This is a genomic window from Pseudomonas sp. IT-P100, from assembly GCF_949767185.1.
Classification (GTDB): domain Bacteria; phylum Pseudomonadota; class Gammaproteobacteria; order Pseudomonadales; family Pseudomonadaceae; genus Aquipseudomonas; species Aquipseudomonas fluorescens_B.
In genome coordinates this window covers 37111-50305 of the sequence record NZ_CATKQK010000009.1, presented here as the reverse complement: position 1 = coordinate 50305, position 13195 = coordinate 37111, and the positions used below count along the sequence as shown (strand labels likewise).

The window sequence follows — 13195 nt, the reverse complement described above, 5'->3', positions numbered from 1 at the left end:
CTGCTTGAGGTGTGTTCAACCGCCAACTTGTGTTGGCAGTTGAAACCGGGCTAGCTGCGGATGAACGCCCAGAGATCGGCGTTCAATTTGTCGATGGCGGCCTTAAAGTCTTTCGTGGTGATTTTCTGGCTTTCGTTCGACAGTTGGCTGCCAAAAATCTTGCGGACAACTTTGGCGACGGTCTGATTGGTTTTTGCGTCGATGAACTCGGCTTCGATGAACAGGTTAGTGTCCTGATCGCGGTGACCGGTGGCGGCCTGCGTCGCCCCGACCACGGCCGCGATCGGAACCACTTCATACCATTTCATGCCTTCGTTTGAGGCGCTGACTCCGGTGATGGCAGCGCGTAGAGTCAGAGGTTTTGACCCGGCCGGTGCTGTGCTCGCGTTCGACACCACCCGGTATTTCTGGCCCAGTACGCCTTTGGCTTTGCTGGTCATGTAGTTTTGCAATTCGTCCAGTGTCTGCTGGTTGACTCGTTCGTTGGGTTTGGGTGCCGGATAGAGTTCCAGCTTGTTGAACACTACCGTGTCGTATGCATTTACGTTCCACGACGGACTGACCCAGCGCATGGCCTTCTCGCCACTTGTGGTGGTTACTTCTTGCAGGTTGTTGTAGTTGGGCAGAAAGCCGGAGTATTGGTCTCGTTCCGTAACTTTCGAGGTGCAACCTCCAAGCAAAAGACCAGCCAGTGCGGCACCGATAAACAATTTTCGAGACACGTTCATAGTGGTGTTTGCTCCTTGGATAAGATCGTTTTCTTTGTTAGCCGTACTTCAGAATCGCCAAGTCATGTTTCCGGTCAAGGCTTGAATCCAGGCGTAGTCGAACTGACCGGAGTTTCGATTGCCCGACACGGATTTGGTCTGGTCCACCGGCATGTCACCGAGCCAGATCATGGCCCAGCTGACGTTCACGTCAGTGTCCTTGTTCACGGCATAAGTGGCCCCCGTTGCAATGCGCCACGATTCGCCCATGGGCACAGTGAAGGTGCGATTGCCGTCGGAAACCGCGCTGCTGTCATACGCCACGCCGAAGTTCCACAACAATTGCTCGGTGACCTCGTATTGCGCACCGAGGGAGAGGTGCCATGTGTCTTTGAAATTGGCGTCGACGGTTCTCGATTGCGAGCCCAGCGCCGTGGTATCGACCTGCACGGCGATGTCGCCGAACTCCGACCAGTCTTGCCAGTTGGCCGAGGCCAGTAATGCCCATTGCCGGTCGAGTTTCTGGAAGAGACTCAGAGTAAGGGTTTGCGGCACCGTCATATCCAGTTGAGTGTTGGTGCCATCGACCCGCTCCAGCAACCGGCCATCGCCCTTGACGTCCAGCCCATCTTCGAATTCCAGGTCGACCTTGCTGGTGTAAGTCAGACCGATTCGCGTGTCCGGTTGCGGGGCGTAAATCACACCCACGTTGGCACCAAAACCCCAATCCTGATCCTTGTACTTGAACTGCCCGTCGCTGCGGTCGGTGAAGCCCAACGGCGAGCGGTCAATGGCGGTCTGTGCTTGCAACATGCCGTACATGGCTCTCACACCGACCCCCACTGACCACTGCTCGTTAAAGCGGTACGCCACGCTCGGCACCATCGACAAACCAAGCAGGCTGGCATTCTGCGCGAAGTAACGACCTGACCATTCGTTGTCGTAATTGACCGCCAACCCGAAGTCACCGTACTGACCGAAGCCGACGCTCCAGTGGTCATCCAGTTCGTGGCTGATGAAAAAGCTGGCGCCGGGAATGGGATCAAGAGCGTTGCCACTGCCGCTGCCCGCGACGTTGGTATCGGAATCGCGGTCGAAGGTCAGGTCGCCATAAAGCACCTGCAAACCGCCGGTGATCTGCGTGCCCGGCAGGTAACTCATGCCCGCCGGATTACTGGCAATGGTCGACGGGCCTTGGGCCCGTGCGGCGGCACCGGCGTTAGCCAGGCTGGTGTTATCCGTGCCAATTTCGTAGAGCATGATGCCGCCAGCCCAGGTCTGCTGAGAGCACAGCGCAAGAAGCGTAAGGGCGGGTAAGGCTGTTGTTCTGGTTTGCATATGAACCTCGACAAACATCGGTTCCGGATTAGGGATGCTGGCGGTTTCCTGTCCCTGGATTCACCACCAGTTCCCCACGCGCTTCTAAGACGAATTGAGTTGTGGCGTGAAACCTGAACTACGCTAACCGGGCGCTGGTTTATTCGCCCTCGCCCCGCCTTATTTCGTAGTCCATATTCTCGATATCGAGAAGGAGCTACTGATGAAAATATTCGTTCTCCTCACGACACCTATGGCCTTTACAGTGATTTGGCCCACGACCGGCCTTACCGCCGATAGCCAGGCCGAGCTGGCCAAACAAGCCCTGAATCCGGTTGCTGCGCTTTACAGCGTGCCTATTCAATACAACTGGAACCAGAAACTTGGCCCCAGTGGCGAGGGGTATCAAAGCGTCACCAATATCCAGCCCGTGCTGCCATTCAGCCTCAACGACAAGTGGAATCTTATTTCCCGAACTATCCTGCCCGTTATCGATCAGCACGGCCTGGTACCTGGTGGGCAGGCGGACAAATCCGGAATCGGTGACGTGACCCAGAGCTTCTTTTTTTCACCCAAGCACCCAACCGCGAGCGGGTGGATCTGGGGGGCGGGGCCGGCAATTCTGGTGCCGACCGGCAGCGATGACCTATTGAGCGGTGAACAATGGGGGGCGGGTCCAACTGTGGTTGCCCTCAAACAAAGTAATGGCTGGACCCGCGGCATTCTCGCTAACCACATCTGGTCGCTGGAAAACAGCCCGCCCGATGACAAAGACAAAATCAACCAAACCTTCCTGCAACCGTTCTTTAGTTACACCACCCATACCTACACCACCTATGGCATCAACACGGAATCGACCTACGACTGGCAAACCCGCGAATGGTCAGTGCCGATAAACCTGTTCGTCACACAGCTGTTCAAAGTGGGTCGTCAACCCATGAGCCTTCAAGCAGGTCCTCGCTACTGGGCTGACAGCCCGAAAGATGGTGCCGAGGGCTGGGGATTTCGGGTGGCATTCACGCTGTTGTTTCCCAAGTAACGCCAACTCAGTCATCGAACCCAAGTTGCAGTGAAAAGGTAGAGGCAATAGGTTTCATGGCGCCGCGGTATCAAAAGGGTAGATTTTCACCCACTCTTTCGCCATATCAACTACCGTCCAGTTCTGCGCCAGGGCTTCGTCCAACGCTTTGTCCAGCTTGCCTATCTTCGACTCCCGGTCGTACGCCCACTCACGCTGCGCGTCGGTGTGGTGCACAAGCCCCATGAAGTGTTTGCCGTCGCCTGCGGCAGTCCATTGCAACATTTGCTGATCTCCATCGGAGTTACCAAAAGCGAAGATCGGTCGTCGGCCTATAACCGCGTCAATACTCACGGGTTTACCCGGACCATCGTCGTTATGAGCGAGCTTGGGCATGCGCATGATTACCGGCTTGCCGGCGTTATATTGATACTCGGCGGTGAAGGTAGTCCCGATCACCTGCTCCGGTGGAACGCCATACACTTCCTCTGCCCAGGCGCGCATGAACTCCACTTCGCCTCCGGAAACGATGTAGGTTCTGAACCCGTTGGCTCTTAGATAGGCGAGTAATTCCAGCATCGGCTGGTAGACCATTTCGGTGTAGGGTTTATGCGTTTTGGGATGCACGGCCTTGGCGAGCCATTTTCGGACATTGGTCAAAAATTCTTGGGTACTGATCTCTGTATGGGTAGCATCGATGATCTTCATCAAACCCTCCATACCGCTGCCGGCTAACGTTTTCTGGTCGTTTTCCAAGACTGCCTTGAACGGCTGTTGTTGTTGCCATTCAGGGTGCTGTGGTGCCAGGCGTTTGACCTCTTCAAGGGCGAACAGCATCTGAAAATACATCGGCTGTTCGCTCCACAGCGTGCCGTCGTTATCGAACACTGCAACGCGTTCAGCAGGTGGCACAAAATCCTCGGAACCATCAGCTGACACTGCTTGGACGAATTCAACGATGGCATGTTTGGAAGGGCCCTCACGCCAAGAGGGTAAAGGTTCAGCCGCTTGCAGAAGCAGCGGCCACAATAAGAGAAGCCAAAGCCAGCGTATTGCCGGACGAACCAACAAGATGTCTTTCATGGACTACTCCCTTGAAACCGCGCGAGAAGGTGGACCTTTGAAAATCCACCGCCTTATCTTTGACGCGTGGTGACTACTCGCCAACTTCAATTTGCGAAGTGGCGACCGCTGATTAGGTCGCCAACTATCGGCTGATTGATCAGTTACCAGCAGGCATCGGCAAGTTGACGCCCTCTTGCTTCAGAGACTCTCGCACGGATTGAAATTTCTGGTACTGCGACAGCGTGACAGGTCCGTCATAACCCATACTTTGCAGTTTACGCGGTGGGTATTCGACGTAGGTTTTCATCAGTTTCATGATCGCGCCCGTGATCGGTACCATCGTCCAGGTGCGCTCGGTGAAGTTGTTCATGAAGAGGTCATAGCGCTCTTGCGGGTCTTGCCACAAGTCGAAGACTTGCGGCACGGTGGCCACATACTTTTCGGCGCCTTTCCATCCCAGGTTGGTGTCCACGGCCAAGCCGCCGGTTTGCGCGCCGTCATCGCCGCGCAGGTTGAACACCGCCTTGTAGTTGCCAACACGGGCGGCCCCTGGTGTCAGTTCGTTCTCGGTAAAGTAGAACCACTCTTTGCGCGGTGAAGGGCCACTGCCGGTGAGTACGGGCGTCATGTCGTAACTGTCGAAGATGATCGGCTGACCTTCGCGATCTTTTTCCGGCAACTTCACGCCCGCCACGGAAGCGAACGTTGCCATCAGGTCCAGGCCACCGAGCATTTCGTGGTTTTTGCTGTCGGGCTTGATCTTGTCTGGCCAGACGGCAATCGCCGGTACCCGGTTGCCGCCTTCACGCACCGTGCCTTTGGTGCCGCGGAACGGCGTGTAACCAGCGTCCGGATAAACATCCTGCCAGGCCCCGTTGTCGGTGGTGTAGACCACCAGGGTGTTTTTATCCAGGCCGAGCGCCTTGAGCTTGTCCATGATGCGGCCAATGTGGGTGTCCAGTTCGACCACGGAGTCGGCGTATTTGGACTTGGACATGGACTTGTGAACGAACTCCGGTGCCGGCATGTTGGGCTGGTGCACTTTCATGAAGTTGACGTTGATGAAAAACGGCTTGTCCGATTTGGCCGCAGTGTCGAGAAACTCCAGGGCGGCTTTTTCGACGTAGTTATCAAAGAACGGAATGCCCACCACGCCGGGTTTGCCGTCTACGACAGGGGTGTCCACGTACTGGCCGTTGACCTTGAATTCTTCGACCGGTTTTTCCCCCGCCTTGCCAGACAAGGCTCCCTTGGTGACCCGTTGGAACATCTCACGGGTTTCCGGATCCATGTCCGGGAACCAGGTCGGGTCTGCGTAGGTGTAGGCATTGAGGTGGTACAGACCGACGTATTTCATCACGTCGTAGCCCTGCGCATTGGGCAGCGCATAATCGGCTTCGCCCAAGTGCCACTTACCGGTGAAATAGGTGTCGTACCCCCCGGTTTTCAGAACCGAGGCCAGCGTCCACTCCGCCGCCGGCAAACCACCGCCTTGGCCTTGAAAGGCCACCGTGGTCATGCCGCTACGATTAGGGATACGTCCGGTTTGCATGGCTGCCCGACCAGGCGTGCAGCTTGGCTGAGCATAAAAAGAATAAAAAGTGACCCCCTCTGCCGCCAGCTCATCAATGCTCGGCGTAGGCATTCCTCGACCGACCCCACCGCCGTAGGGGCCAAGGTCACCGTAGCCGGTATCGTCGGAGACGATGAACAGGATGTTGGTCTTCTCCGTTTGAGCAGCGTGGGCCAGTCCGTTCAATGACAAAAGTGCAGCAAAAACGACTGATAGCTTGAAACGATTCAATAGCTGTTCCATACCAGGATTCCTCGTTGTTTCATGGCGTTAGCAACCGGTTGATGAGTGCACGTCAACATCGATATTTAGTGCATTTACCACCGAGTGTTTGCCCAGTTAGTGCGTACAGAATCATTTTTTTTCTTATTGCTTAAACCTTGCACAGGTTAAGACGCAAAAGGAGTTTAGTGCGTTTTTTTCAGTTGAACATGTCGCTCGAAATATTTTTGGGAAGTCTTGTAAAGCCAGCCTTACAAACTGTATGTGCACCCACTAGTAATTCCGGTAAATAGGGCTTCAATCATCAGGTAGGGTATTGCCTCTATTTCCAAATGAACTAAACAAGCATCATCGGTTTACTTGCGCTATATCGCCGCAGAAAATATCGACGTTGCCATCTTCGGGGGACGTTCTCACGACAACCGAAAACTTGCCGGAGAGCAGATCTGCCATGGCGATCGGCGCGCTTCTATAGAAGCTCCAACCCCCGGCGCCAGCGGTGGATTGAGTGTTGACCTTGTCGTTCATTGCATAAGCAACGGGGCCTGGTTGCTTGCAACTGCCTTTGTTGATGAAGGTGTACAGGCGCGGCGGCATGACTGTTCCGAGTGGAACGCCTGTGATGGAAAAGTCAAAGTTGGTTTGATTTCCCACGCCGGTCAGCGTGGTATTGGCAACATGCCCCAGGTTTTTGTGGGTCGCTGCCAAAGGAAGGTTCATTGATTGGTTTGATGAGCTGGTGCAGCCAAAGAGACTTGCGGTGATCAATAGCGTTGCGAGGGGTGTACAGAGTTTCATTGCCAACCTCCAATAATGGAAAAAGTGCGGGGGGGGGGGGACTATTGGGTATAGCTCATTTATACGGCGTTACGCTCATAAGAATTTACTTTTATAGCACCCCAAAATCCCCCGGCTTATCAATCAGACGTTGTTAGCCCGAATACTCACCAACCGGAGCACCTGCAAGTAAGTGGGTGGCTTCGGTACGATGCCACCGTCGCGCAAAAGCGCATACAATTGTGGCAGGCGTAAATACGGCACTGACGCTATTAGATAATGTTCAATGTGAAAGTTAACCCGAATAGGCGCCACGCAAGCGCGGGCGATCAAACCGGCATCTGTAGTGCGAGTATTGCGAAGTACGTCCGGGCTTGATTCCAGATAGTCATGTTCCGCCATGGAGCGGATGCGGATGGGCAAAGTGCGGAACGCCAGCGTAAGGCGATGCCCCAGCGCTCATGTAATTCAGCCGATAAAACAACATACCGGCGCGCATCGATTTGCCGAGCGCATCTTCTCCCTTTTCGGTAGCTACTTCAGACGCTACGGATCATTTCAACGATGGGTCATCCTTATTCATCTTCTTCCAGCCCTGCAATAGCACCTGCGCCTTCGGTTCCTGCCCGCCTTCGAGGTAGTACTGGATCAACGCCACCCGCGCAATGCGGTTGGCGGGCTGCACTTTCAATAGCCTTTCCAATTCCTCGCACGCCGCCTCAACCTTGCCGCTGTCATGCAGCGCCACTGCGAGGACGTAGCCGTATTGGGCGTTATCGGGTTCCAGTTGCGCGGCTTTGCGCAGAGCCGGCATGGCTTGATCCGTTTTACCCGCACGTACTAGCGACAAGCCCTGGATATGTCGCAGCAGGGCGGACTCTGGGTGTTCTTTCAGGCTTTGCGTGAGTAACGCTTGAGCCTCGTGGCTGCGCCCATTGGCCTCCAGCCATTGCACCAGCGTCACCAGTGCCGGATAGAAATCCGGGTCACGCTGAAGGGCTGTGCGCAGCAGCGCTTCGACTTCGCCGCTGCGACCGCTGGCCTGATACAGCATTGCCAGGTTGAGGTTGGCTTCGGCGCGTTCGGCCAAGCTCTTCTGGACCGCTTCATACTCGCCAATGGCGGCATTCCACGCGTTCTGACCATTGCCCAGACCGTTACGCGCCACGCCAAGCAAGTCCCGCGCCGCCGCAATGCGCACAGCCTTCACCGGGTCGCTCAGCAACGGCGTCAACAGTTGCGCGCGGTCCGGGGGAGGCAGGAGTGCGCTGATCGCCCGAACGGCGCTTTCGCGTACTTGCGGTGCCGGGTTGCTCAAGTCCTTGGTGGCCAGTTTGAGCGCCTGTTCGCTGGGATAAAACGCCAGTTCCGCAAGCAAGGTTGCCCGTTGAATCGACGGCAGGTTGCTTCGTTGCAGCTGTTCATACAAGGCTTGCGCGGCGCCGGGTAAACCATCGCGGATCAGCCACAGGCTCTCGTCGTAACGTGGCGCTTGCGTCGCGCCCACGCCAGTCCAAAGCTTGAACTGTTCGGTGAGCTTGTCGCCGGCCTTGCCCTGGTGGCAAGTCAGGCACGCATCCGGCGTGCCGAGTTTTTCCGCCCGCTCGGGGTTGGGAATGCTGAAGCTATGATCATGCCGGAAGTCGTTGCCCATGTAGAACTTGCCGGGCATGTGACAATCCACGCACTGCGAGCCGGGTTGGCCCATGGTGTGGCGGGTGTGTTCGATGGAGTCGTAATTCTTCGCTTGCAGACCCTTGCCATCAACACCTTCCACCGAGGTCCTGCCGACAGTATTGTGGCATTGCAGGCATATGCCGTTACCCGGCGCCTTAAGTTCGTTGCTATGGGGGTTGTGGCAATTGCTGCAACGCACCCCCTTGTCGGACATTTTGCTCTGGGCGAAGGAGCCATGTTCGAATACTTCACCCTTTATCTTGCCGTCTAGGGCATACAGCTCGCGGGTCAGGGGACTCGGTAGGTAGTCATCCATCAGGCGATTGCCGACGGTGAAACCATCGCCCAGCGGCGCACGTCGGGAGTGGCAGCGTGCGCAGGTTTCGATTTCGACGGTGGCATTTTTGTCCTTGAGGTCGACGGCAAACCCGTCGTGGAGCAAGTCACCTTTTTTCTCCGTCCATTCGAGGTGATTGGAGGCCGGGCCATGGCACGCCTGGCAGCCGACACCAAGGCTGTTCCAGTGACTGTCAAAGGTATTTTTTTCGGCATCGAAATTGCGCTTGTAACCAGTGGTGTGGCATTCGACGCACATGAAATTTGCGTTCTGGCTCGGTTTGCTCCAGTGCATCGGGTCCTTGAAGGTCACGCCCTGGCCTGGATAGAGGTGAAACCAGCGTTTTTTTTCGGTATCCCAAGCCACGCCCAGGGCTTGCAAGCGACCGTCGCCAACCTCGATCAGGTATTGCTGTAGCGGAGCGATTCCAAAGGTGTAAGCGATCTTGAAGTTCGCGTTCTTGCCATCGATGCCGGGGGTGTTGACCCAGAATCCGCCATCCTTGCGCGAGAAATGAGTGGTTTCTTTTTCCGCCTTAAAGGTGACGTTATTGAAGTTGCCAAGCATGGTTTCAGCGTTGGCTACCTGCATCGCCAATTGGTGATGGGAACGTTGCCAGTCCTTGACTTGGGCGCTGTGGCAACCCTGACATTTCTGCTCATTGACCATTTTTGCCGGCGCTATTTCCTGCACTATGGCAACCGGTTGTGGCTTGGCCGGTTGGACGACCTGCGTGCCGACCGGCGCATACGCAAGGGGAGCAGGTTTGCTGCTCAACAGGAACCAGCCGATGCCCACAACTGCCATGAGCAGCGCGCCAATAGTGACGGGGAACAGAAAGCGCTTAATCGGCGTCGGTTGCGAATCAGGGCTTGCGCAAACTGCTTTATTTTTATCTTTCGGCATTACGACTTCCATCGTCCGGATGCGTTTGCCGTCAGGCGCGCGTTCAAGCTTGATCCAGCTTTACCGGATGACCGGCGACTGTCAATAATCTATGTAATAGCCGGATCAATCCTATTGATCACGACGCAGTATTCGGCGTCGCTCCTTTCCACGATGAATTTTTAGGCTTTGGATCGGACCCACAAATTTTTCTAGTTCCGTCTAGCTATAGATCTGCTTAGGTTCAAGCGAGGGATCTGTGAATGTTCGAGTTTGCCGGAAGCGGATTTGATCCCAACGTCAGCTATTGGCCGATTTCTGCCCTCCGTAAGGGGCCGCTTTGGATCGTTTGCTCCCTATCGCGACGGGTAGTAATCGGCCAGAAGCGGTGATTTTCACGACAGCACCGTAGACGAGATGCCATCTCACCCTCGCCTTTGATCCGGCCTCCCCTTCAGAAGATCAACGCACCAACTGATAGGTAGACTGCACGAGCCCCGAAGGAAAGCACCGGCTGGTGACCAGCTTCAAAGCAATGTCCTGCGTAAGGGCCCCGAACAAAGGTCTTCCCGACCCGATCAGCACGGGAACGGTGGTGATCACCATATCGGCGACTAACCCGTCACGCAGGAATGATTGCACTAACTGCCCGCCATCGACATAGACTCGACGCACACCTTGGCTCGCCATTTCCGCCAACAGGTCTGAAGGCGTGAGGTTGGAAAAACGCACCTTGCCCTCTAGCGCCTCAGGCACTTGCGAGCCGGCCAACTGTTGAGACAACACCACCACTGGCCGGTCGTAGAACCAGGTGTCGAAGGTCAGCACTTTCTCATAGCTCCCCCGCCCCATCACGATCACATCCTTGTCGGCGATGAAGGCCAGGTAGCCGTGATCCTCGCTCTGATCATCGCGCTGCAAAAGCCAGTCAATGTCACCGTCGGGTCGGGCGATGAAGCCATCCAGACTGGTGGCGATGAAAACATGTGCAGTGGTCATCGGAGTCTCCTTGTTTAGACGACGCATGGCTGACCGCATCGAGGACAGCGAAACCAATATATAGCTAAATTTCCTGGCGGGTTTTCCCAACTTTGGCCGATAGATGCCCCTTCTCTACCAACCTCCGATACGTGAACGCCCCAACTGTGGGGCGTTCTTTACAGGTGCAGGCTCGTCTGGGCTAAGGCTCGGAAATGGTGAACCAGAAGTCAAACTGGTCGAAGTGGGTCAGCATTTCCTTGAATTTGGCCTTGTCGCCGTCGATGGTCACTTCGCCGCTTTCAGAGAGATTGCCCAATTTCAGTTTGCCCAGGGCAATGTCGTCGAGGGTGGTTCGGTTTAGAGTGACAGTGCCATCGGCCTGATCCAATTGCTTGTCTTTGCTGTAGTTCATGACGCCGTTTTTTACGGTCAACACGTACTTGGCGTTAATGTCGGGGAAGTTGAGGTTGAAGAGGTATGACTTGTCTCCGACTCTAGGGCCGTTCAAGTGAATGGCCAGGAAGTCGAGAAACATTTCAGTGGTCATGCCGCGAATGATGTCAGGTGAACTGGTATTGGGCGTGACCATTTTTTTCACGCCACCACGCAGTTCCTGCGCACCGGACAGGTAAAAGTTTCGCGCCGGGCCGGACTCGGCCTGGTAACCCATCTGTTCCAGAGCATCGGCCTCGATGGCACGTGCCGCCTGGTTTTTCGGGTCCGCAAAAACCACCTTGTTGGCCACGGTTGCTGCCCAGCGATACTCGCCTTTGGCATAGGCCGCTGTGGCTGTATCAATCATTTTGTCGGCGCCGATCATCTCGACATACTTTTTCGCTTCCTCTGCTGGCGGCAGCGGGTCGAAGTTCGCGGGGTTACCGTCCCAGAAGCCTAAATACAGCTGATAGGTCGCGCGCACGTTGTGTTTGAGATTGCCGTAGTAACCCCGGTTATAAAACTCTTTGGCCAGGCTATCAGGCAGGACGAACGCCTCGGCGATCTCGTTCATGGTCATGCCCTGATTGGCCATGCGCAGCGTCTGATCGTTAATGTACTTGTAGAGGTCGCGCTGTTTCTCGAGATGCTGCACAACGCGATCATTACCCCACTGCGGCCAATGGTGGCTACCGAACGACACCACGGCATCCGCCCCCCACAGATCAAGGGTTTGCCCCAGAGCGCTGGCCCACTTCTGCGCGCTGCGAACTTTTGCACCACGCAGGGTAAGTATGTTGTGCAAGGTGTGGTTGGCATCCTCTGCCAGGTCAATGGCTTTGAATTGCGGGAAATAGAACAGCATTTCCGCCGGAGCTTCGGTGCCGGGTGCCATTTGGAACACCACCTCGATGCCATCGACGCTGAGTGTTTCTCCGGTTTTCTCGATCAGTTTGTTCGGTTCGAGCAGCGTGATGGTGCCGGCTGCCGTGGTTATGCCCAAGCCGCCACTGACGGTCCCTTTGGAGCCTTTTGGCAACAGGTTGCCATACATGTAAGAAGCGCGACGGCTCATCGCAGTGCCGGCAAACACGTTTTCACTGACCGCTTCCTCCATGAAACCTTCAGGGGCGATCACTGGGACTTTGCCGGATTTCGCATCGGCTTCAGTGACAATGGCACGCACGCCAGCGAAGTGGTCGACATGTGAATGGGTGAAGATCACCGCAGACACCGGAAGTGTTTCAACCTTGTCATTGACCAGCGCCAGTGCCGCTCTGGCTGTTTCCGCCGAGGTCAGTGGGTCGATTACGATCCAACCGGTTTTGCCTCGCACGAAGGTGATGTTGGCCAGGTCGATATTGCGCACCTGATAGATGCCATCCACCACTTTGAACAAACCTCGAATCGCCAGCAACTGCGATTGCCGCCATAAACTCGGGTTGACGGTGGTGGGTGTCGGGCCTTCTGTCTTGAGGAAATCGTACTGGGACAGATCGATCACGGTGTTGCCCGCATCGCCCTTGATCACAGGGCTGGGTAAATCGGCAATGAAGCCGTGGTTCGCGTCTTCGAAGTCTTGTTTATTGGCAAAGGGTAAGTAGCTGAGCAAGGCGTCGTTGGCTTTTCGAGTGACCTCGGAGGCCTCATTGGGAGCGGCATGCGCCGCGCCGATGGCAACGCAGGTCGATAAAAGTGCGAGCGCTATTTGTTTGGGAAGCGGAGCTAGCATGTTTTTCTCCTCGTGTTTGCAAACACATTCCCGAAACTGCTTCTGACGTCGGGCATCATTTCGTACAAATCAACGAACAGCGCAGACCCTGAAATGGCGACAGCACGGTGCAGTGGCGTCATTCTGACTGTGCTTACCCTCACACCGTAATCAAGCCTGCCTCTATTATTTTCGTGCTCAGCACTGCTGAAGTATTACGAAGCCCGGGCGGACAGAGTTGAGATAAATCAACCAGTCAGTGATTGTGAATTTGTTTTGTGAGGATGGGGGAACGCCTGGGTTTCTAGCCGACCGGATGACTGTTCGGCCAGTCAGTCGCTCATCGATAGGTGGTAAAGGTTGCGGGGGGCGAGAAATTGTCTTTCCATTTTTCAACTGCGGCCAACGCCAAATAATCCAGCTATACCTACCTGAATTTGTTGGTGGTGTTTAGAAGGCCAGTAGGTCGCGGACTGGGATCAAAAGATGG

Annotated in this window: 9 protein-coding genes; 1 reads left to right on the top strand and 8 read right to left on the bottom strand. The window is 55.4% G+C overall.

The annotated features are described in order from the left end of the window. Positions 1-50: 50 nt before the first annotated feature. Positions 51-728: a DUF3313 domain-containing protein gene (locus ACM6IQ_RS07100; protein ID WP_414878370.1), complete on the bottom strand. Its 678-nt coding sequence runs from the start codon at positions 726-728 to the stop codon at positions 51-53. A gap of 48 nt (positions 729-776) precedes the next feature. Next, a complete protein-coding gene (locus ACM6IQ_RS07095) occupies positions 777-2045 on the bottom strand; it encodes an OmpP1/FadL family transporter (protein ID WP_414878369.1) in 1269 nt (422 codons plus the stop codon). Positions 2046-2277: 232 nt separating this feature from the next. Between ACM6IQ_RS07095 and ACM6IQ_RS07090 the strand changes: the two genes are divergently transcribed. Further along, positions 2278-3063, top strand: coding sequence for a transporter (locus tag ACM6IQ_RS07090; RefSeq protein WP_414878408.1), 786 nt, complete (start codon positions 2278-2280; stop codon positions 3061-3063). Positions 3064-3117: 54 nt separating this feature from the next. On the opposite strand, the gene ACM6IQ_RS07085 is transcribed toward ACM6IQ_RS07090, so the two are convergent. From ACM6IQ_RS07085 to ACM6IQ_RS07060, 6 genes are all read right to left on the bottom strand, one after another. Continuing rightward, positions 3118-4125 carry an HAD family hydrolase gene (locus tag ACM6IQ_RS07085; protein ID WP_414878368.1) on the bottom strand — a complete coding sequence of 336 codons (1008 nt, stop codon included), beginning with the start codon at positions 4123-4125 and terminating at the stop codon, positions 3118-3120. Between the two features lie 139 nt (positions 4126-4264). Further along, positions 4265-5923, bottom strand: coding sequence for an arylsulfatase (locus tag ACM6IQ_RS07080; RefSeq protein ID WP_414878367.1), 1659 nt, complete (start codon positions 5921-5923; stop codon positions 4265-4267). Positions 5924-6250: 327 nt separating this feature from the next. Continuing rightward, entirely contained in the window at positions 6251-6700 is a 450-nt protein-coding gene (locus ACM6IQ_RS07075) for a hypothetical protein (RefSeq protein ID WP_414878366.1), read from the bottom strand. 532 nt (positions 6701-7232) lie between these two features. After that, positions 7233-9599: a tetratricopeptide repeat protein gene (locus ACM6IQ_RS07070; RefSeq protein WP_414878365.1), complete on the bottom strand. Its 2367-nt coding sequence runs from the start codon at positions 9597-9599 to the stop codon at positions 7233-7235. A 441-nt stretch (positions 9600-10040) separates the two neighbouring features. Then, positions 10041-10577, bottom strand: a complete 537-nt coding sequence (locus ACM6IQ_RS07065) for a dihydrofolate reductase family protein (protein ID WP_414878364.1) — start codon at positions 10575-10577, stop codon at positions 10041-10043. Between the two features lie 181 nt (positions 10578-10758). Continuing rightward, positions 10759-12726 carry an alkyl/aryl-sulfatase gene (locus tag ACM6IQ_RS07060; protein ID WP_017338405.1) on the bottom strand — a complete coding sequence of 656 codons (1968 nt, stop codon included), beginning with the start codon at positions 12724-12726 and terminating at the stop codon, positions 10759-10761. Positions 12727-13195: the final 469 nt, after the last annotated feature.